17 protein-coding genes and 1 tRNA gene are annotated in these 21,361 nt (G+C 60.5%); 4 read left to right on the forward strand and 14 right to left on the reverse strand.

From position 1 onward, the window contains the following. Positions 1–92: 92 nt before the first annotated feature. Positions 93–1,013: a glycosyltransferase family 2 protein gene (locus ADJ95_RS04420; RefSeq protein WP_049332975.1), complete on the reverse strand. Its 921-nt coding sequence runs from the start codon at positions 1,011–1,013 to the stop codon at positions 93–95. 103 nt (positions 1,014–1,116) lie between these two features. Beyond that, positions 1,117–2,832: an ABC transporter ATP-binding protein gene (locus tag ADJ95_RS04425; RefSeq protein WP_239662776.1), complete on the reverse strand. Its 1,716-nt coding sequence runs from the start codon at positions 2,830–2,832 to the stop codon at positions 1,117–1,119. A 424-nt stretch (positions 2,833–3,256) separates the two neighbouring features. Here ADJ95_RS04425 and ADJ95_RS04430 point away from each other — a divergent pair, with 424 nt between their 5' ends. Continuing rightward, a complete protein-coding gene (locus tag ADJ95_RS04430) occupies positions 3,257–4,423 on the forward strand; it encodes a low molecular weight phosphatase family protein (RefSeq protein ID WP_049332977.1) in 1,167 nt (388 codons plus the stop codon). Between the two features lie 106 nt (positions 4,424–4,529). Here ADJ95_RS04430 and ADJ95_RS04435 read toward each other — a convergent pair whose 3' ends face one another. The 3 genes from ADJ95_RS04435 to ADJ95_RS04445 form a co-directional block, all read right to left on the reverse strand. Continuing rightward, on the reverse strand, positions 4,530–5,510 hold the full coding sequence (locus ADJ95_RS04435; RefSeq protein ID WP_012904032.1) for a ribose-phosphate diphosphokinase: 981 nt from the start codon (positions 5,508–5,510) through the stop codon (positions 4,530–4,532). A gap of 20 nt (positions 5,511–5,530) precedes the next feature. Then, the gene (gene glmU, locus ADJ95_RS04440; RefSeq protein ID WP_049332980.1) at positions 5,531–6,985 is read right to left on the reverse strand and encodes a bifunctional UDP-N-acetylglucosamine diphosphorylase/glucosamine-1-phosphate N-acetyltransferase GlmU; all 1,455 of its coding nucleotides are present in this window, start codon (positions 6,983–6,985) and stop codon (positions 5,531–5,533) included. Positions 6,986–7,073: 88 nt separating this feature from the next. Further along, positions 7,074–7,144, reverse strand: a tRNA-Gln gene (locus tag ADJ95_RS04445). Positions 7,145–7,397: 253 nt separating this feature from the next. Between ADJ95_RS04445 and ADJ95_RS04450 the strand changes: the two genes are divergently transcribed. After that, on the forward strand, positions 7,398–9,242 hold the full coding sequence (locus ADJ95_RS04450) for an ABC-F family ATP-binding cassette domain-containing protein (RefSeq protein ID WP_049332981.1): 1,845 nt from the start codon (positions 7,398–7,400) through the stop codon (positions 9,240–9,242). A 67-nt stretch (positions 9,243–9,309) separates the two neighbouring features. Here ADJ95_RS04450 and ADJ95_RS04455 read toward each other — a convergent pair whose 3' ends face one another. From ADJ95_RS04455 to rsmI, 6 genes are all read right to left on the reverse strand, one after another. After that, on the reverse strand, positions 9,310–10,317 hold the full coding sequence (locus ADJ95_RS04455) for a 4-diphosphocytidyl-2C-methyl-D-erythritol kinase (RefSeq protein ID WP_049332984.1): 1,008 nt from the start codon (positions 10,315–10,317) through the stop codon (positions 9,310–9,312). Positions 10,318–10,385: 68 nt separating this feature from the next. After that, a complete protein-coding gene (gene rsmA, locus ADJ95_RS04460) occupies positions 10,386–11,258 on the reverse strand; it encodes a 16S rRNA (adenine(1518)-N(6)/adenine(1519)-N(6))-dimethyltransferase RsmA (RefSeq protein WP_049332986.1) in 873 nt (290 codons plus the stop codon). A 45-nt stretch (positions 11,259–11,303) separates the two neighbouring features. Beyond that, the gene (locus tag ADJ95_RS04465) at positions 11,304–12,125 is read right to left on the reverse strand and encodes a glycosyltransferase family 25 protein (protein WP_049332990.1); all 822 of its coding nucleotides are present in this window, start codon (positions 12,123–12,125) and stop codon (positions 11,304–11,306) included. A 402-nt stretch (positions 12,126–12,527) separates the two neighbouring features. Further along, positions 12,528–13,349: a glycosyltransferase family 25 protein gene (locus tag ADJ95_RS04470; protein ID WP_049332992.1), complete on the reverse strand. Its 822-nt coding sequence runs from the start codon at positions 13,347–13,349 to the stop codon at positions 12,528–12,530. A 303-nt stretch (positions 13,350–13,652) separates the two neighbouring features. Next, positions 13,653–14,726, reverse strand: a complete 1,074-nt coding sequence (locus tag ADJ95_RS04475) for a TatD family hydrolase (protein WP_049332993.1) — start codon at positions 14,724–14,726, stop codon at positions 13,653–13,655. A 112-nt stretch (positions 14,727–14,838) separates the two neighbouring features. After that, positions 14,839–15,777 carry a 16S rRNA (cytidine(1402)-2'-O)-methyltransferase gene (gene rsmI / locus ADJ95_RS04480; protein ID WP_049332995.1) on the reverse strand — a complete coding sequence of 313 codons (939 nt, stop codon included), beginning with the start codon at positions 15,775–15,777 and terminating at the stop codon, positions 14,839–14,841. Positions 15,778–15,949: 172 nt separating this feature from the next. Here rsmI and ADJ95_RS04485 point away from each other — a divergent pair, with 172 nt between their 5' ends. Then, complete coding sequence (locus tag ADJ95_RS04485; protein WP_049332997.1) at positions 15,950–17,581, forward strand: dolichyl-phosphate-mannose--protein mannosyltransferase; 1,632 nt, start codon at positions 15,950–15,952, stop codon at positions 17,579–17,581. Between the two features lie 120 nt (positions 17,582–17,701). Here ADJ95_RS04485 and ADJ95_RS04490 read toward each other — a convergent pair whose 3' ends face one another. From ADJ95_RS04490 to ADJ95_RS09115, 3 genes are all read right to left on the reverse strand, one after another. Continuing rightward, positions 17,702–19,072, reverse strand: a complete 1,371-nt coding sequence (locus ADJ95_RS04490) for a TIGR01906 family membrane protein (RefSeq protein WP_049333000.1) — start codon at positions 19,070–19,072, stop codon at positions 17,702–17,704. Positions 19,073–19,207: 135 nt separating this feature from the next. Further along, positions 19,208–19,432 (reverse strand): DUF3499 family protein, encoded by a 225-nt coding sequence (locus ADJ95_RS04495; protein WP_049333002.1) that lies wholly within the window; start codon positions 19,430–19,432, stop codon positions 19,208–19,210. Between the two features lie 20 nt (positions 19,433–19,452). Beyond that, positions 19,453–19,866 (reverse strand): WhiB family transcriptional regulator, encoded by a 414-nt coding sequence (locus ADJ95_RS09115; RefSeq protein WP_080974942.1) that lies wholly within the window; start codon positions 19,864–19,866, stop codon positions 19,453–19,455. A 685-nt stretch (positions 19,867–20,551) separates the two neighbouring features. Between ADJ95_RS09115 and ADJ95_RS04505 the strand changes: the two genes are divergently transcribed. Then, a complete protein-coding gene (locus ADJ95_RS04505; RefSeq protein WP_049333003.1) occupies positions 20,552–21,346 on the forward strand; it encodes a TIGR03089 family protein in 795 nt (264 codons plus the stop codon). Positions 21,347–21,361 lie beyond the last annotated feature (15 nt).

The following is a 21,361-nucleotide window of genomic DNA, read 5'->3' on the forward strand; positions in this document are numbered from 1 at the left end:
ACAACGAAAGCAGAAGATGACACATGCTTACGCAGTGTGTCACCTCCAACGTTTAGCTATGGGGCGCTCCGCACCGGGTGCGGACACTAGAGCTAGTTTTCGCGGCGCTCGGCCTTGGCGATGCGCTCCAGGTCGGCGGCGAGGAACCCGCGAGCGTCTACATCCTTATTGCGCAGCGCACGCACAGAGTTCACGAGGAAGTTCGCGTAGCTGGTCGCACGCAGGGCTACGGCCAGCTTCTTTTCCCAGCCCCACTTGTCGGCGTAGATGAAGCGTGCGGTGGTCAGCCACTGGATGCGACGCTCCGAGGGGGAAGATCCGCCGCCCTCGTGGGTAACGGTCACCGAGGGAATCAGGTAGCGGTCCACGCCGGCCTGCGAAAGGCGGTACTGGAAGTCCACCTCTTCGCTATTCATGTAGAAGCGCTCGTCCATGCCGCCGAGGCGGTTGAATACGGCGCGAGGCACGACCATGCAGGCACCCATAACCCAGTCGACCTTCGCGTCGGAGGTTCCGGTGCATGCCTCAACATCGTGTCCAACGCCGCGGTGCCACCACTTCGTCGGCTTGAAGCGAGCCAGCGGGGTGAACCATTCCCAGGCGATATGTCCGGCGGTGGGAAACTTGCGGGCCACCCACTGCTGCTGGCCGTCGTGGCCGATGACCTGCGGGCTGGCCAGAACCTGGCCGTGTGCCTCGGCTGCGGCGAGCATGCGGGAGATGAAGGTGTCATCCAGCTCCAGGTCGCTGTTGAGGATGAACACCCACTCGCCGGTCGCGGCAGCGACGCCGGAGTTCACGGCCTTACCGAAGCCGCCGTTGACGGCACGGCGCACGACGGTCACGCCCTCAACCTCGGGGAAGGGAACGGGCGAGACGTCGTCCGAAACGAGGATCTCGACATCGGAGGGGTCAATCCCCTTCTGCGCGCGGAGGGTGTCAATAATGGCGAGCACGGGTTCCGGCTCGCCGTAGAAAGGAATAACCGCAGATACACGGGGAGTATGAGTCACAATATATCCTTTGAGTGAGGCGCCTGAAAATCACAAGCGATAGAAGGTTAAATATGGGGGCGACCGTATCTATATCTCTATACGATCACCCCCATATTTTCAATTAGTCGGGCAGCTGGCCCAGGCGAACGAGGTTCGCAAATTCTTCGTTGGCCGCCTGAACTTCCTTGAAAGTTCCCTTATTGGCGATGCGGCCCTGGGAGAGGTACACCAGCTGATCAACGTTACGCACCGTGGAAAGACGGTGAGCCACGATAATCACGGTAATCTCCTTGGAGATGCGGTTAATGGTCTGAGTAATCTTGTGCTCAGTCTCATTGTCCAGCGCACTGGTTGCCTCGTCCATAACCAGCAGGCTCGGGTTGCGGTACATTGCACGCGCAATACCCACACGCTGACGCTGACCACCAGAGAGGCGGTTACCGTTCTCACCAATCGGAGTGTTGATGCCATCTTCCAAGGTCTCGACAACGGGCATCAGCTCCGCCAGCTCAAGGCAGTAGAGCACTCGCTCATCATCGATGTACTGCTTGGGAATGCCGAAGGCGACAGCCTCACGCAGAGTACCGTTACCCAGGTACGGATCCTGAGGAACATAACCAATCTTCTGGTACCAAGCATGCAGGTCAGCGTGGATGTCCTTACCCTGGCTAGAAATCGTGCCGCTCGTCGGGGTCAGCAGACCAAGAATCAAGTCAACCAGAGTAGTCTTACCCGAACCGGAGCCACCCACGAAAGCAACCGAGGTACCAGCCGGCACATCCAGCTGAATGTCTTTGAGAACGTCCTTATCACCATCCGGGTAACGGTAGACCAGGTCGTCAATTTGAACATCCACGGGGTCAATTCCCGAGTTGATGATGGTTGCCGGATCAATTTCATCCTTGAACTCAACCATCTGCAGGCGCTGCTCTTCGGGGCTCATCGAGCGGATAACCTTAGCAACCTCTTCACTAGCGAACTCGTTCGCACGGATACCGCCCAGGGAGGCAATCATACGGGTCGCGTTCGGAAGGATGCGGATACATGCGGTTGCGAAAAGCATCAGGGAGGGAAGACCATCAGCACCCTGAGTCGAAGTCACCAAAGCCAGCAGACCAGCGATACCCACGATGAAAATAATTTCAAGCGAATACTTGGGGAAGTCGTTCAGGAACGAGAGGTTAACATCGCTTTTAACGCTTCGTACTGCGGGCTCGCGGTACTGCTCGATAGCAGCCTTGTGTGCATTCGTAATACGAATTTCGCGGAAACCCCTGATGTCGTCCAGCAGGAAGCGCAAAGCGTCTCGACCGGCACGTGCCGTTATCTCACCATACTTCGCGTTACCGCGGCGCAAGAAGAGCTGCATGATAGCGATGGTGATGCCGAAGTATGCGAAAGCAACCAGCGCAGGAATCGGCATGACGCACAGAATCATGATGAGCAGCACGATGATAGACAGGAAATCGCCCACAAAGTTAATAATTGATCCCACAAAACCGCGGTACGCAAACACCACGTAGGTGCTAATCAGGTATGCGGTTTCTTCAGGCTGAGACTTCTTGTGGTTGAAGTAGCTATCCTTCATGTAATGATTGAGGATTGTCGTCGACGTCGCCAACTGCTGGTAACCCGTAAATTTCAGGCTCCAGCGCTTAAAGAGGAGCGCAGCGATACCCTTAATCACAAAGGCGAGCACCAGGACAATACCCAAGTAGAGCACCAAATCAGAACGCGGAGGGTTGCCGAAGATATCAGAAATTACAGCCAGGTAGCCGGTAATTTCAGCGCCCATCGCAATATTCATGATGGGAAGAACAGCAGCAACACCGACCATTTCCATTAGCGAAAGAAGGAATAGGCCGATTAGATTCACAATTAGTAGCGTAAAGCTCCGTCCTGGGAAAAAGATACGAAGCTTAGTGTAAATACTCTTCATTGGTCCTCGTTGGTGAGTGTTTGCACTGGCTTCCGAGTGAGAAGAAGCCCAGCATTTCACGCCAATTCTAGCATGTGACCTCTAAACCCTTTCGCTATAAAGTTTGTACTTTAGGTCATCATCACGTCCCCAAGTTGAAGCTTTCAGAGCGACCTACATTGAAGATGTATCGGACGAGGCATTAGGGAATTCGCCACACTCGAGATTCAGAGACCTTTGAAGAGTCAAGCAACTCGGTATGATAGATACTATTCGTTCAACTTCACCCGACACTTCCGGCTTCCCTGTTCACCGTTGGGTACGTCAAGAGAAAAGGCTTTTGATGGGCATCTTCAACATCAAGTCCTTGAAGGACAAGTACACCCGGGGCTCCGCAGAGGAGATCACCGACTCCTCCAAGGCCCCCGAAACCACCGCGACTACTGCGCCGGCATCCGCCCCCTCCATTGCGGAAGGGGTCCGCTCGCTGATCCAGAACAACCCCGACCTGGCAGGCAAGAACCGCCGCGGGGCCGCCCAGCGCTCCATGGTCCCTTCGGGTTCGCTCCGCGAAGTCATGGGCGAGTATGAGGCTCACTCCCCCGCCGAGGTCGCCGCTCAGACGCCCCTTCCCAAGGCATCCGAGCCTTCCCGCGCCGAAGAAATCTCTGAGGACGGCACCGTCACCATTGATGCGCAGCTGCTGAACCTCACCGAAACCTCGGGTACCGCCGCCGATATCCTCCCCCTGGACGAACCGTCTGCAGAGGGCTCCTCCTCACGCTCCGTTCACGTCGAGGAACACCACGCACCCACCGTCGCTTCGGGTGTTCTGGCCGACACCGCAGAAGAGCCTGCTCCGACAGCCCTCGCGGCACGTGAGGAGACCGCAAGTGCCCCGCAGGGGGAACGCGAACGCACCCCGCTGTTCAAGCTCTCCCCCGGCACCTTCACCCGTAGCGGCGCCCACGACACCGACGGCCCCTTCCAGGCGCTCTTCGTGTGCACCGGCAACATTGCCCGCAGCGCCTCCGGCGAGGTTATTTCCAAGCACCTGGCCGCAGAGTACGGGCTGGAGGACAAGTGGACCTTCGCCAGCGCCGGTACCGGCGCGCTGGTCGGTCAGGGCGTGTACGAGCTCATCGCCAACGAGCTCATCGAGCGTGGCTACAACCCCGAGGGTTTCGCCTCCCGTCAGCTGACCGAGGAGATCATTAAGAACGCGACCATCATCCTGGTCGCGGAGAAGGTGCACGCCGACTGGATCGTGCGCGAGTGGCCCCAGTACCACTCCAAGATCGTGCTGCTCAAGCAGGCTGCTCGCCTTCGTGAGGAAGCGCGCCGTGCCGAGCCGCTCTCTTACCTCTACTCCTACGGTGGCACTCCCCTCGCGAGCGATAAGCTCGAGGACCCCTACCGTCGAGGCCCGGCGGCCGCGAAGAAGGCCGTAGACGAGGTTGAAGAGTCGCTACGCGTGATTCTGCCGTGGCTGGCGCGAGCCCACCGCTAAATCTCCGCAATACAGAATCTGCAGGGGCCTGTCCCTTCAGAAACGTAGAAAATCCCCCGCTACCACAACCGTGGTAGCGGGGGATTTTCTATAGCCTATTCAAGCCCTAGTGATCGAAAATCTCGGTCACGGAGCCCTCGTCAAAGACCTCGCGAATAGCGCGAGCGATGAGGGGCGCGATGGAGAGAACGGTCAGGTTCTCGAAGCGCTTTTCCTCCGGGACGGGCAGGGTGTTGGTCACCACGACCTCGACCGCGCCGCACTCGGACAGACGCTCAACGGCGGGATCGGAGAGAACCGGGTGGGTTGCCGCGATGATAACTTCCTTCGCGCCCTTATCCATGAGGACCTTCACGGCGCCGGCGATGGTTCCGCCGGTGTCAATCATGTCGTCAATCAGCACGCAGGTGCGGCCCTCAACGTTACCCACAACGGTCTTGGAGACCGCGTGGTTCGGAACGTTGATGTCTCGGGTCTTGTGCACGAAGGCCAGGGGTGCGCCGTTCAGCAGGGTGGCCCAGTGCTCGGCCACGCGCACACGACCGGTGTCCGGGGACACCACGGTCACGTTCGACAGGTCCTCAACGCGCTCGCGGATGTGCTTAGCCAGCACCGGAATTGCGAAGAGGTGGTCCAGCGGGCCGTCGAAGAAGCCCTGAATCTGCGAGGTGTGCAGATCGACGCACATCAGGCGATCCGCGCCGGCGGTCTTGTACAGGTCAGAAATCAGGCGAGCCGAGATGGGTTCGCGACCCTTGTGCTTCTTGTCCTGACGAGCGTAGGGGTAGAACGGGGACACCACGGTAATGGAGCGAGCGGAGGCACGCTTGAGCGCATCAATCATGATGAGCTGCTCCATGAGCCACTCGTTAATCGGTGCCGGGTGCGACTGAATCACGAATGCGTCCGCACCGCGCACAGACTCCTCAAAACGGACGTAGGTCTCGCCGTTGGCGAAGGTATATGCGGAGGTGGGCAACAGGTCGTGGTCAAGGGCCTGCGCAATCTCCTCGGCGAGCTTGGGGTGTGCTCGACCGGAGACCACTACAAGCTTGCGCTCACCGGGGTTGGTAATCTCGCTACTCATGGTGTTGTTCTTTCCTCGGATTAGGATTCTGCCGGTTCCTGTGCGCCCGCGGCCTTTGCAGCCTCAGCGGGTTCGGTACCGGCACGGTTCTTCAGAACCCAGCCCTCGATGGTGCGCTGGGAAGTCTCAGAGTAGGCGAGGGCGCCCGCAGGAACATCCTTGCGGATCAGCGCGCCCGCGCCGGAGTAGGCACCGTCACCCACGGTGACCGGTGCAACGTAGATGCCCGCGGATCCCATGCGGGCATGTGCGCCAATAACAGAACGGTTCTTCACCAGGCCGTTGTAGTTGGCGAAAATGGAACCCGCACCAATGTTGGCGCCCTCACCGATGGTGGCGTCGCCAACGTAGGACAGGTGCGGAACCTTCGCACCGTCACCAATCTGCGAGTTCTTGGCCTCGCAGAAGGTGCCGAGCTTCGAGCCCTTACCTAGGGTCGTACCGGGGCGCAGGTAGGCGAAGGGGCCGACGGTTGCGCCCTCGCCAATCACGGCGCCGAAGCCGTGAGCGCGGATGACGGTAGCGTCTGCCTCAACGGTCATATCGGTCAGGGTGGTGTCGGGGCCAATGGTTGCGCCGGTGGCAACGGTGGTGGAGCCGTGCAGCTGCACGCCGGGCAGGAGGGTCACGTCATTCTCGATGCGCACGGTCACGTCAATCCAGGTGTTCTGCGGATCGACGATGGTCACGCCGCTACGCATGTGAGCCTCGAGGATGCGGTTGTTGAGCATACGGCCCAACTGAGCCAGCTGCACACGGTCGTTGGCACCCTCAACCTCCCAGCGGTCCTCAATGGCCAGGGCGGAGGTACGGTGGCCCTTCGAACGGGCGATGGACAGCACATCGGTAATGTACTTCTCGCCCTGAGCGTTATCGGTGGTCACCTCAAGCAGGGCTTCGCGCAGCACGGCAGCGTCAAAGGCGTAGATACCGGAGTTGATCTCGGTAATCTCGAGCTCTTCGGGGGAGGCGTCCTTCGCCTCGACGATGGCGGTCACCTCGCCAGCCTGGTTACGCACGATACGGCCGTAGGAGCCGGGCTCATCAATGTGGGTGGTCAGGACAGTTACGGAGTTCTTGTCTTCCTCGTGGAAGGCAATCAGTTCGCGCAGAGTCTCGGGGCGCAGCAGAGGAACATCGCCGTAGGTCACCAGCACGGTACCCGAGACGGGGGCCTGCGCATCCAAGGCATTCAGACCGACCTCAACCGCACGACCAGTACCCGGAATCTCATCCTGATCAACGATGGTTACCTCAGGGTCAAACGCAAGCACATGCTCAGCAACCTTATCGCGCTGGTGGCGTACCACAACAGCGAGGCGCTCGGGGTTCAGATCGCGCGCAGCAGCGACAGCGTGCTCAATCATGGATCGACCACCAATGCCGTGCATGACCTTGGGGGTTGCGGACTTCATGCGCGTGCCAGCGCCGGCGGCGAGAACAATCACCGCGGAGGGTGCCAGTTCAGTGTTCACTGAGAAGACTCCTTATACGAGGTTGTAAGAGTGAGAGGTGAGCGCGGAACCGCCGACTCTCATTCAACGATTCCGTTGAGTGCTTACGCTCCGCCACTAGGACTCGAACCTAGACAAACGGCTCCAAAGGCCGCTGTGCTGCCATTACACCATGGCGGATTATTCCCGTGCCGGTGCGGGTACCGCCTCTGGTGGCAGTCGCCATTCACTACCCTAATTTTGGGCAGAGAACAGCGCCGTGCAGGAAATGCTTCCCTCAGTTTATCAAATATCCGCCGTGGGCTCGCCCCACGCACGGCGCAAACGCGGGCTTTCGACGGGTACTTCAGCTATCTTTTCAAACCTTCAACCGTTCCCCCATCGATTACCTCACCGGCACCTGAAAATACCCTCACCCTGTACCCTAGAAGGCGTGGCACATTTACTAGGCGGCGAATCGCTGCATCTTGAGTTTCCTACCCGAACCATTTTCGAGGGCATCACGGTCGGCCTGAACGAGGGCGACCGCATCGGCATTGTCGGCCGTAACGGCGACGGCAAATCCACCCTCATGAAGATTCTGGCCGGCCGGCTCGAACCGGACTCCGGCCGCGTCACCGTGCGCGGCGGCACCCGCATCGGCTACCTGGATCAGTCCGATGTTCTCGACGACGACCACACCGTCGGCTACGCGATTGTGGGCGACACCCCCGAATACGAGTGGGCCTCGCAGGCTCGCATCCGCGACGTCATCTCGGGCCTGGTCTCCGACCTGCCCTGGGATGCGCAGGTCTCGTCCCTCTCCGGCGGTCAGCGCCGACGCGTAGCGCTCGCCTCCCTGCTCGCGCAGGAGTGGGACGTGCTCATGCTCGACGAGCCCACCAACCATCTGGACGTCGAGGCCATCACCTGGCTCGCCGGCCACCTGAAGTCCCGCTGGCCCAAGAACGCGGGCGGCCTCATGGTCGTTACCCACGACCGCTGGTTCCTCGATGAAATCTGCACCGACACCTGGGAGGTGCACGACCGCATCGTCGAGCCCTTCGAGGGCGGCTACGCTGCGTACATCCTGCAGCGCGTTGAGCGTGACCGTCAGGCAGCCGCGGCTGAGGCTAAGCGCCAGAACCTGATGCGCAAGGAGCTCGCGTGGTTGCGCCGCGGTGCGCCCGCGCGTACCTCCAAGCCGAAGTTCCGCATCGACGCGGCCAACGCCCTCATTGCGGACGTTCCGCCCGTGCGCGACACCGTGGAGCTGAAGAAGATGGCGGTCTCCCGCCTCGGCAAGGACGTGGTGGACCTCGAGAACGTCTCGGTCACCTACGACGACCCCTCCCTACCCGGCGGCAAGCGCCCCGTTCTGAAGAAGGTCACCTGGCGTATTGCCCCCGGTGAGCGCACCGGTATCCTGGGCGTGAACGGTGCGGGCAAGTCCACCCTGCTTTCGCTGGTGACCGGCGACCTGAAGCCGACCGAGGGACGCGTCAAGCACGGCAAGACCGTGAAGATTGCGACCCTCACCCAGCAGCTGGACGAGCTGAAGGAGGTCGAGAACGACCGCGTCTCCGACGTGATCGGCCGTAAGAAGCGCAGCTACATTGCCGACGGCAAGGAGCTCTCCCCCTCGCAGATGCTCGAGCGTCTAGGCTTCACCAGCGCTCAGCTCTCCACCCCCGTCAAGGACCTTTCGGGTGGTCAGAAGCGTCGCCTGCAGCTCATGCTGATTCTGCTGGACGAGCCGAACGTGCTGATTCTCGACGAGCCCTCCAACGACCTGGACACCGATATGCTCGCGGCGATGGAGGACCTGCTGGATACCTGGCCGGGCACCCTGCTGGTGGTCAGCCACGACCGCTACCTCATGGAACGCGTGACCGATCAGCAGTACGCCGTGATTGACGGTTCGTTCCGCCACCTGCCCGGCGGCGTGGACGAGTATTTGGCACTCTCGGCGGCCGGTGCTGGCGGCTCTGCGGCAGGTAGCGCGCAGGCACGTGCCGCCGCCCCGACCCAGAAGGCTTCGACGCAGGAGGCTGAGGCATCCGCTAAGCCAAAGGTTTCCGGTGCCGAGCTGCGTGCGGCGCAGAAGGAATCCGGTGCGATTGAGCGTCGCCTCGCCAAGCTCGCTACAGAGCAGGAGAAGCTCTCCGAGCAGATGAGCGCGCACGATGCCTCCGACTACGCCGGTTTGGCGGCGCTCGGCGAGCAGCAGCAGGCACTTCAGGATGAGATTGACGAGCTGGAGATGCGCTGGCTCGAACTCTCCGAGCTGCTGGGCTAACGCCTACTGATATAAGGAATGCCGGTTCTAGATTCAATCTAGAACCGGCATTCTTCATGTATTCAGCTCAATGATACAGAATCGCACTGACCGCGCTCACCGCGTGGTTGCCCGTAGCACGAAGAGCAGATGCAAGAGCCTCCGCCCGGGCCTGCGAAGAAGTCAGCAGAAGCACCGTCGGACCGGAACCAGATACCAGGGAGGCGTACACGCCCTCGCTCTCGCGCAGGTTCAGAGTCTGCTCCAGCTGCGGGGCGCACGAAAGTGCGGGTGTCTGCAGGTCATTACGTAGCAGCGGTGCCAAGGAGGCGAGCGCCGCCTCCGAACCGTCATAAGAGTTCAGAGCTTCCAGAAGCTCTACGGGTTCCACCAGCTCGCCGGAGGCGGGATACTCACCGGCGGCACGGCCCGCATCCAGCTGCTTGAACACGCTGGGGGTTGAGAGGCCAAACTGCGCGGCAACAACCACCAGGTGCAGGGGTTCCCGAGGCGCCGCAACGTTCTGAAGCTCGGTGCCTGTCCCCTGCCCCAGGGCGAGGGTCTGCCCCAGCGCGGCACGCACGCTGAAGGGGATATCGGCGCCCAGCTGCGCGGCAAGACGTTCATAATCCGTCTGGGTCAGGAGCGCACCGGTGCGGCCGGTTGCGTGCAGGTAGCGGTCCGTGGCAATCAGTGCCGCTGCGGCGTCTGCTGAGCCGCCCGCCATGCCGCCGGCCACGGGCACGGCCTTTGCAATGTGCATGTGTAACGCCGGGACAGAGCCAATACCGTGCTCCGCAAGGATTAGCTTCGCGGCACGGTACACGAGGTTCCGCTCATCCATCGGCACATCGGCTGGGTCGAACTGCCCCGCCTGCATCTGCTGATCCACCAGGGAGCCGGGCATAATGTCCATGCTCAGGCTCAGCCCCGGCGTCTGCCCCTCAGAGACCGTAATGGTCTCCGTCAGAGAGACCGCCGCAAAAAGCGTAGTCAGCGGGTGGTAGCCGTCCGGACGGACATCCCCCACGGCAAGGTACAGATTGACCTTGCCGGGAGCATCAACCGAAATAGCGGTCTGGGAGGCGGTACTCATCAGCGCATACACCTTTCGCGCGGGAACTCGCGTGAGAACGTCAGTGAAAAATTTAGAGCGGGAAGAAGCTACTCCGCTACAGGCTCAGCCGGGACAGTCAGCGAAGCCTCCGCAATGCGGATAAAACCGTGAATATCCAGCTTCTCGCCGCGCTCCGTCGGAGCAATACCGGCCGCTACCAGAATCTGCTCCGCACGCGCACCCGAGCCCGCCCAGGAGCTCAACGCAGCGCGCAGAGTCTTACGGCGCTGAGCGAAGGCCGCGTCCACAATCGTGAACACCAGGTCACGGTCAACGGTCGAGAGAGGCTCCTCGCGCATACGGAAACCCACCAGGCCCGAGTTAATCTTCGGTGCAGGCCAGAACACGTTCTTGCCAATCACGCCCGCCTTATAAACCTCGGCATACCAATTAGCCTTCACCGAGGGCACACCGTAGATCTTCGAACCCGGGGTGGCCGAAAGACGGTCGGCAACCTCGTCCTGAACCATCACCAGGGCGTGACGGATACTCGGGAACTGCGCAAACAGGTGCAGAAGCACCGGAACCGCCACGTTATAGGGCAGGTTCGCCACCAGAGCATCCGGAGTGCGAGGCAGCTCGGTGACCTTCAGGGCGTCCATGAGCACCACGTCAATATCGCCTGCCTTCTCGGGGCGGAACTTCTCAATCGTGTGCGGAAGCTGCTGCGCCAGCGGCGGGTCAATCTCAACCGCCACCATATCCTTCGCAGCATCCAGGATGCCGAGGGTCAACGAGCCCAGGCCCGGGCCGACCTCCAGCACCGTCTCCTCCGGTGAAATCTCTGCCGCGTTGACAATACGACGGATCGTATTGGGGTCAATCACAAAGTTCTGCCCAAGAGTCTTCGTCGGACGAATACCGAGCATCTCGGCAAGCTCGCGAATCTCAGCAGGGCCGAGCAGGGGCAGATCGTTCACAGCGTTCCTTCACATAGGTGGATGGTGGGGAGGTTACAGTTTAGATTACCGCGAGAAACGCTGCTTTACCTCATCAAGAGTGGCTTCCAGAGCGTTCTTAGCGTTCGTAATACGCTTCTTCGGAGCCAACGCAATACGCACTCGATCCAGAGGACCAGTACCGTGCTGGAGACTATTCACCTTATCCAGATGACGCTTACCGGACTCCAAGATGACGCTACTACCCTCCCAGCCGCACAGGCCCGGCTGCACAAAACGCACATCCACACCCCACTGCTGGTACAGCTTGTAATCATCAGCCACAGTACCCGGCACCTTATCCTCAAACTGCTTAAGCAGCAGCTCAGCACCCGAACGGGAAATCAAATACAAGCCAGTGCAAATCAAAGGCCACGTACCGTACGGCTTACCCATACGGTACTTACCGTGCACAAAAGGAGACAGCAGAGACAGGCGGATGTATTCCACCTGCGGGTTCAGCTTGCCGGCATCATTCGCAAAAGAATCGCTAAGGTTCACCAGCTGCACCTGCGGGTACTTCGTGATGATTGCATTCACCACCGCCTCAGCATCCGGAGAAAGAAGGATGTCGTCTTCGGCAATCAGCGCCCAATCAGCATCCGACGCAACAAAGTCACGCCACATATTCACATGGCTGAGCATGCAACCCTTCTCCGCAGGGCTAGGGTCACGATGCCAACGGCTACGGAAAAACTCAACGTCAAATTCTTCATCAGCGACGTGATTATCGCGGTTATCCACCGCAGAATAAGGCACAAAATCCTTCGCGGGCGCACCCACAGAATAAAACGAATCGAAACGGTTCGCGCCATCCAGGCCCAGAACATACTTCAGAATCTTTGCCATATTTTTTCCTTTCAATAGCTCATCCAGAAAGCCTAAGCAATAGAAGATTGCGTCGGTTATTGGCGAGCTTTCAGAACATCAGACCCCCTGCACGACAGGAAAGTTCATCCATCTTAAAAATCGGTGCGTTAATGGCATGAAGTCTGAATATTGAGCGTGTGATAAATACGCACACTACTGTGCAACGTAGAAAAAATTCTATCATTCACCATGCACCAATCTCAGGTGCCCGCAGGTTAAGACGCGGTATAGCACGCGCCGTACCGGTGTACAACAAAAGAATCCCCTCCCTACCGCATATACACGATAGGGAGAGGATAAATGACAGGGCAGAAGATCCACGTATTCACATTTTTATGTGATGACAGTACCCCAATCCATCTGTGGGTTACCGCCTCTGGATTATCGTCCTAGACGCTGCTTCACATCTTCGAGAGTGGCATCCAGAATGTTCTTCGCGTTCGCAATACGCTTCTTCGGCGCCAGGGCGATGCGCAACCGGTCGATAAAACCGGTGCCATGCTGCGTGCTCTTGAGACTTTCCAGGTGACGAACGCCAGAAGTTTGAATGAGGCTGGTGCCTTCCCAACCGCACAGGCCGGGCTGCACCAAATATATGTCCACTCCCCATTCTCGGTAGAGAGAATAATCATCAGCAACAACGCCGGGAACCGTCTCGCCATAACATTCTACGAGTCGTTCAGCTCCAGAACGCGAAAGAAGATACAAGGCTGCACCGTACAGAGGCTTTGAACCATAGGCACGACCCATACGGTACTTGCCGTACACAAAAGGAGCAAGCAACGAAAGACGGGGGTAATCAACCTGCGGGTTGAGCTTGCCAGCTTCAGAAGCGTAGATATCGCCCAGGTTAACCATCTGCACGTGAGGATACTTTTCGATAATCCTCTCCACTACAGGCTGCAGGTCAGGGGAAATGAGGACATCGTCCTCTGCTAGCAAAGCCCAGTCGGCATCTGAAGCGAGGAAGTCCTTCCACATGTGGTAGTGGCTCAAAGCGCAACCCTTTTCGGCAGGCCTCGGCTCTTTACCGTAACGAGTCAAGAACAGCTTGCTATCGAATTGTGCATCAGTGACGTGATCATCACGGTTATCCACCGCAGAATAACGCTGAAAACCTTGAGCGGGTGCCCCCACCGAGAAGAAAGAATCAAACCGGTTAGCGCCGTCCAGTCCCAGAACGTATTTCAGAATTTTTGCCATGTTTTTCCCTTCAATAGCTCATCCAGAAAACCTAAGCAATAGAAGATTGCAATTGGTTAATGATGAGTTTTCAGAACATCAGACCACCTGCACAACAGAAGGGTTCGTCAATCTTAAAAATCAGTACATAGATGGCAGGGAGTCTGAATATTGAGTATGTGATAAATACGCACACTGTAGTGCAACGTAGAAAGAATTCTATCATTTACCATGCGCCAATCTCAGGTGTCCGCAGGTTAAGACGCGATATAGCACGCGCCGCGAAGCGATTCAGAGTAGCTACCCGCTACAGGGTGTACGCGCCTACCACTGACCGTAAACCCGCTCCGAATTCTCACGGATACGGCGGCAAAGCGCCTCCAGCTCCTCACCGCGGTGAGCCGCCATGAACCGCACCGTGTAATTCGTCATGTAGGACGCATTCGGACGGCCACGGAACGGATGCGGGGTCAAGAACGGCGCATCCGTCTCAGCCAGCATCAGCTCAGGGCGAGCCATCGCCAACGATTCCTGAATACCCTTCGAATTCTTGAACGTCACCGTGCCGGCAAAGCTCATGTACCAGCCGCGCTCATTGCAGATCGCGGCAAGCTCCGGGCCACCCGAGTAGCAGTGGAACACGGTACGTTCCGGCGCGCCCTCTTCATCCAGGATGCGCACGACGTCCTCGTGGGCGTCACGGTCGTGAATCTGCAGTGCCAGGTTGTGCTTCTTCGCCAGGCGGATATGCTCGCGGAAGCTGTAGTGCTGCGCCTCCTTACCCTCATCTCCGGTGCGGAAATAGTCCAGGCCGGTCTCACCGATGGCGCGCACGCGGTCGGTAGCGGCCAGGCGGTCCAGGGTTGCCAGCGCCTCGTCGAGGGTTCCTGCCTGCGCCAGCTCGGGCGCGGTGTTGGGGTGAATCGCAATGGCGGCGAGCACACGCTCATCGGCCTGGGCGGCGGCTACGGCGTAGAGGGAGGAGGGAATATCGCATCCGACCTGTACGATGGCGCCGATGCCGAGCTTCTCACCGGTGTCGAGCGCATCGCGGGCGCTAATTTCTACCTCGCCGTCGAGCAGGTCCATGTGAGTGTGGTTGTCCACGATGGGGTAGGGCAGCGGCTCGGGGGCAGGCGGAAAAAGCAGGTTGCGACTGCGTCCGTTCTCACCGGTCGTGGAGCGGCGGCGGGTGCCCTCCCCTCCCTTGGCGTCGCTAATGCCCGCGTAGAGCTCCGCCTCGTAGGGGGCTGGGATTTCGCCGGGCACGACACTCCAGCCCTGCGGCAGCACGGTTCCCTCCAGCTGCGCGGGGGTGGGCAGGGTGTACCCCGCCAGGGAGGCGAGGGCGTTCAGGTCCTCCTGGGTGATGGTGTTACCGGTGTGGTTCTGGCACATGGGGAATCCTTCTGTGTGTTTGCGATACCGCGGGATAGTCCGCGCAGGACAACCCGGGGGGCACGCCCCGCGGGGTCACGGCGTCACAGTAATAACTATTCCGGGCGGTTCATTATTCCGAGCGGGCGGCCAGGGCTGCCTCGTACAGCTCGCGCTTGGAGGTGCCGGTCTCGGCGGCCACGGCGGCACAGGCGGCCTTGAGTCGCTCGCCGGCGGCCACACGGTCGAGGACCAGCCGCACGACGTCCTGCGCTTCGGGGGTTTCGGGGGCCTGCGCGCCCTCGACGATAATGACGATCTCGCCGCGAATACGTTCTGACTCAGCCCACTCGGCGAGCTCGGCCAGGGTGCCGCGGCGAACCTCCTCGTGGAGCTTGGTCAGCTCACGGCTGACGGTGCCTCGACGGTCCGCGCCGAAGGTCTGCACAAAGTCAGCAAGGGTCGCGGCGGTGCGGTGCGGGGACTCGTAGAAGATCATGGTGCGTTCTTCCCCCGCCAGCGAGGCGAGGCGACGCGAACGCTCGGAGCCCTTTCGGGCCAGGAACCCTTCGAAGGTGAAGCGGCCGGTGGGCAGGCCGGAGAGCGCGAGCGCGGTCAGCGCGGCGGAGGGGCCGGGCACCACGGTGACGGGCAGGTCCGCCTCGGCAACCGCGGCCGCAGCCACGTAGCCGGGGTCGGAGATGGTTGGCATGCCCGCGTCCGAGAGAAGCAACACGCGCTGGCCATCCTGCACCGCCTGCACGATGGTTGCGCTGCGTTCTTCTTCGTTGTGGTCATGGTTGACGATGACGCGACCGCGGGTGCGCACACCGAGCCCGGAGGCGAGGGTCCGCAGCTTGCGGGTGTCCTCAACGGCAATGAGGTCTGCGGTGGCGAGGGCCGAGCGCAGGCGGTCGGAGGCGTCGGCCAGGTTACCGATGGGGGTGCCGCCGAGGATGAGCACGCCGCCTTCCTCGGAGGTGACGGGCACGTCGGAGTTGGGCGCATCGGCCGTTGAGGGTTCGGAGAGCTCGGCGGATTCTTCGGGGTATTCGGCGGCGGGTGCGGTCATGGCAGGCCTCGTGTCTGTGTCTGGTCTTCGCTTACCACCTAAGTGTAACGCTCGTTTTTTGGGCGGCGGGTGAGGGTAACGCTTTCCCCGCGGCGGGTGCTCCAGGCGTCATATACCCTCGTCACCGGGCGGAAATGGTGCATCGTACTGTCTAACCATTTAGGATGGATGGGTGAAGATACCTAAGCTCTCCTCCCCCGAGGCCTCGACCGAGTCGAGCCAGGCCGCCGTCCGCGCAGGACGCTACGGCCTGGATTCCCTGCTCGATGCCCTCGCTGTCGCCTACATCCGAGCCCCACGCTGGGGCTGGGTGGCTCCCACGCTGATTGTGTTGCTGGCCGGTGTGCTGCGCTTCTACAACTTGGCCCACCCGAACGCCATCGTCTTCGACGAAACCTACTACGCGAAGGATGCCTACTCCTACGTTCACTACGGCTACGAACTGAGCTGGACGAAGGACGCGAACGCCTCCTTCGTGGCGGGGCACCCCTCGGGTATCCTGCCGGACTCGCCGGAGTACGTGGTGCATCCGCCGCTGGGCAAATGGATGATTGCCGCCGGCATGGCGATTTTTGGCGATAATAATCCCTTCGGTTGGCGCGTCTCGGCGGCCGTCATCGGTACGCTTTCGGTGGCGCTGATTGCCTACGCAGCGTGGTTGCTCTTCCGTTCCGTAACGGTTTCGACCATCGCGGCGCTGCTGGCCGCTGTGGACGGCCTCATGCTGGTTGAGTCGCGCCTGGCGCTACTCGATATCTTCCAGATGTTCTGGATTCTGGCGACCTTCGTGTGCCTGCTCTTGGACCGCATCCACGCCCGGCGCGTATTGGCCCGCAATATTGCGGAGGCTGCCCGGCAGTACCAGGGGGAGCTCCCTCCGATGTCTTGGGGTCCGGGTATGGGCCTGCGGCTGTGGCGTGTGGCGGCCGGTGTGTGCGCCGGTGCCGCCGTGGGCGTGAAGTGGAACTCTCTCTTTTTTATTGCCGCGATGGGTCTGCTGACGGTTTTCTGGGATATGAATGCCCGCCGCATCGTTGGCCTGCCGAAGTGGGGGCTGATCGCTCTGGTGCGCGATGGCATCCCGGCCTTCGTGCAGATGATTGGCGTGGGTCTGCTGGTGTACCTGAGCACCTGGGCCGGCTGGTTCCAGTCTTCGAATGCGTACTTCCGTCACTGGGCTCAGGAGAACCCGGGCAAGGGCCTTTTGTGGCTCCCGGAGGATTTGCGTTCCCTGTGGGAGTACCACGCCTCCGCTTTCAAGTTCCACTCGGGTCTGAGCACCCCGCACACCTATTCCTCGCAGGCATGGCAGTGGCTGATTCTGGGCCGCCCGACCTCGTACTTCTACGAGTCGCCGAAGCTGGGTTCTGCCGGATGCACGGTAAAGTCATGCTCCGAGGCCATCTTGAACATTGGTAACCCGGCAATCTGGTGGGCGTTTATTCCCGCGATCTTGGTGGGCCTATTCGTGTTCCTGCTCAAGCGGGACTGGCGTTTCGGCGCGCTGCTGCTGGTGTTCGGTGCCGGCTATTTCCCGTGGTTTATGTACCCGACCCGCACGATGTTCTACTTCTACGCGCTGTCCTTCGAGCCGTTCCTGATTCTGTTGCTGGCCGGTGCCCTGGGCCTGTGCCTCTCGGGGGCTCGCGGTTCGGTGGTGAGGGCGCGCGTCGGCGTGACAGTGGTTGTGCTGTACCTGGTGGGTGTGCTCGTGCTGAGCGCATACTTCATGCCGCTGTGGACAGCTCAGGTCATCCCCTACGAGCAGTGGTACTCGCACATGTGGTTTAAGTCTTGGATTTAGAATCTCGGGCTTAGTCCACGAGGCTTAGTCTGCGGGGCTTAGTCTGCCGACGCCCCAAATACGCGAGGGGGCCGGAACTTATAGTTCCGGCCCCCTCGCTATGCGTTCTGGTGCGCGATGCTAGTTCTCGCCCACGCGGGCCGAGGCCAGCTTGACGCGCAGTTCCTGGCGTTCCTGGCGGCGACGCTCCGCCTTGAGCTTGCGATAGGTCGTGGGCCAGGTGCCCACCAGCAGAATCACGATCTGCACGGCCACGATAACCGCCACGGCGATGGCCGCGTCAATCCAGAATTGCGGCGGGTAGAGGCGAATCAGGGTGCTTCGCACCGAGAATTCCCAGTTACCCTGCGGGAAGAACACCTGGTGGAAGGTCGTGAAGAGCCATTCCCAGCCGAAGGCTCCCACGACGCCCAACACCACGATGAGGCCGAGGGTAATCCAGGTGCCGGTGAAGAGGCTACGGCGAATCACCCCGGGGGCGCGCTCGCGCAGCGAGAGGCTGCTGAAGAGCGTGATTAGCACAAATACGGCGACGGCCATCGTGGCGATTAGCAGAACCCACTTCACATCGTGCATGTGGTTGACCTCTGCGTCGGTGAAGGCAAGAGCGTTGTCGGCACCGGTGGTGATGCGCGCGAGGTACTCTCGCGGGGCAAAGTTGTTGATGTAGTCCAGGCCGTAGGAACCCAGGCGCATGCGTTCGATGAGGTAGTAGCCGTAGCTATCCTCGGGGAACCCGGGACGGTGGTACTCGAACCAGAGGAAGGGCGCGGAGGCGACGACGCGAATCGCAATCATCAGCACGCTCAGCGGCACGGCGAGGGCGATGAGCGTGGAACGCAGCCTCAGCAGGCGCGGCTGATCCTGCATGGCGTCCTGGCGTGCCGCGGCGCGTTCCGCAGCCTCGGGTGAGGAGGCGAGCGAAGAGAGCGGCGCGTTGGGGTCGGCGACGGTCCGGTTCTGGCCCGTGCGGGTGGTTTCGGTGCGGTACTTGCGGCTGCTACCCGTGGTGGTTGCGGCCTCGGCGGTGGCGACGCTCGCCGCCTGGGCGGGTGCATCCGCGGCGGGTGCGCTGGAGGCGCTCGCGGGGGTTGTAGCTGTCGCTTCAGCTTCGGCGGCACGCTGCATGGTCTCACGGTTGAGATCGCTGAGCGTGGGGTTCTTGGGGGTGCTCTGAGAGTCACGGACCAGGGGCACGAAACCGGTGGAAACGTTGGTTCGGGTGCGCACGCGCGAACCAACACCCTGCTCGCGCAACTTGCTGCGGGCCGGAACGACGGGAACGGAACCGGTGGGCAGGTCGGGTTCTTCGGCAACGTTCGGAACGTCGGCGGCGATGCGTCCGAAGGCGCCGGTGTTCGGTGCCGGTTCAACGGCCTGACGGTTGGTCTGTCGTTCGGCTTGGCGGGCCTGCAGGAGCTCCTCTGCGTTGGTTCGACGGATGGCCGGGCGCAGGGCTCCCCACATGCCTCGAGGTGTTTCTTTGGTCATGGTCTCGCGTTCTATCGTGAGTGAGTGTCCGTTGAGTGTGTTCGGGCGGGTGAATACTACCTGCCAGTTTCTCACACGCAAAGAACCTTCCGCGGCAATTCGCGGAAGGTTCTTTACATTCTAGTGCTTTAAAGCTTAGCTTTCGGTGTCAACAGCCTGGACAGGTACCTTGTAGACCACGTGCCAGCCCTGCGGTGCGGTGAGTCGGGCGGCGTGCTCGTCGCAGAGGTCGTAGGCGTGAGGGTCACGAAACTCCGAGAGCTCATCGATGGTTGCGGTGGAGTCCGCGTAAGAGTAGTGGAGGGTGACGGTCGCCTCTCGTCGGCAGGTTTGGCGGGAGCACAGTCGCGCAGTCTGCATGTGGGTTGTACCTTCCTGGCTTAGCTCGCCTGCTTGCGTAGTCGGCGGCGTTCTCGTTCTGACAGACCGCCCCAGATGCCGAAGCGCTCGTCATTGTCCATTGCATATTGTAGACACTCTTCGCGTACGGGGCATACACCGCACACCCTTTTGGCGTCCCGGGTGGAGCCGCCCTTTTCGGGGAAGAAGGCCTCGGGGTCGGTCTGGGCGCAGAGCGCTTCGGCTTGCCAGGCGAGCTCTCCGTCGTCTCCTTCGGTTCCGTAGAGTCCAGCGGCGGCAGCCCAAATATCGACGGGGGCGGACTGTCGCCGCTCGGCGTCGGTTAGAAAGGCATCGGCGGCCTGTTCGAGTGATGGTGCAGGGTTCATGCTACGGTGCTGAGCGCCTGAGGTGCGTGCCGCGGTCATGCGGTCAGCGGCTAGGTAGGAGCCCATGGGTTTTCCTTCCGTGTTCTCATTGTGAGGATAATGAGTCTGCGGATCCGTCGTGGACGGAATCTTAGTGTGTATGGTGTGGCATGGTTCGCTTCAGCCTCTACGGTCCCCCAAAGCAAACACGCTTATATATCTATTAGACGTGCGACACGCCGTTTCGTCAAACTAGACTTAATGATTATTTAGATGTATATAGTGCGACGATTATTTATTGTAATTGCGACTTTTATTTGGTTTGGGAACAAAAATATCGTCTCGCGAACGGCACGAAACCCCTCGTCGGGTTCGTCATCACGTACCTGGTTTCCGGGGCGGTTCCGGGCAATCGGCTACATTTCGGGGCTCCGGCCCTAATTTTAGAAACCCGCCAATAAATTAAGAGTAGCCATACCTCAGCTATTTTTCGTCCGCACGTTTCCCAATTTATGCAGTTGTGCATATAGGCCCTTACGGACAAAAATTTCACACCCGTAACAAGAAAACTTTACATTAAGCGGTTTTATGACAAGCACTATTTGAAAATATCGCTCCGCGCCGCGTGTTTTTTTCTTCTCGTTCCCTGAAAATTTTCTCCTTACCGTTCTATGACGATCTCTCCCCTCGGCCGCGTGGCCGAGATAACCCCCGGCTCTCTCCTCCCCCCCCCGTGCCCGGCGCAATGCCTGCGGTGCGGTAGAGTGAAACCATGGTTACCCTATCCCCCACCGGTCCCGCGGTTCCCGCCTCCCTCAACCGATTCTTTGAGGCCCTCAGCTCCGTGCAGACCCCCGCACTCATCTGGTACTCCGACAACGGCGAGCGCATCGAGCTCTCCGGGCGCGTCCTCATGAACTGGGTCAACAAGACCGCCAACCTGCTCATCGAGGAATGTGACCTCGCCACTGAAGAGGCCTTCGATCTGCAGGCGCCCCTGCACTGGCGTCCTCTGGTGGTCGGCCTAGCCGCCCTGCGCGTGGGCGCAACTCTCGACCTGGACGAGCCCCTGGCCGCCGCGGTATGCACCGAGCAGGACGCGCGCTTCGTCAACGGCCCAGCCTATCTTCTGGCGGTAGACCGCGCTCCCCTGGCCCTCGCCTACTCTGGGGATTTGACTGCTCTGCAAACCTACGCCGATGAAGTGCTCGATTTCTGTGCCCTGGTGCCCAGCATGGGTGACCACTACGAGGGTCTGCTGCCCGACGAGTCTGCCGAAGTGGTCGAGGGCTTCACCTACTCCGAGGCCTACGCGCAGATTCGCCAGCTAGCGGACTCGTACCGTGGCGAGACGCTTTCCGGCGGTCAGCGGGCGTTGGCCCTCATGCTGAGCCCCAGCTACGGTTTTGATTCCTCGGAGGCGACGCTGAGCACCCTGATGCAGGCCTTGGCCATCATGGCTTCGGGGCGCGCCGTGTTCCTGGCCGATCCGGCCGTTGAGTGGAGCGAAGAGCGGCTTGCATCCCTCCTGGAGGCCGAACGCGCCAAGGAACTGCCCTGTAGTTAGGCCCCCGATACGATA

The organism is Rothia mucilaginosa (assembly GCF_001061665.1).
Classification (GTDB): domain Bacteria; phylum Actinomycetota; class Actinomycetes; order Actinomycetales; family Micrococcaceae; genus Rothia; species Rothia mucilaginosa_A.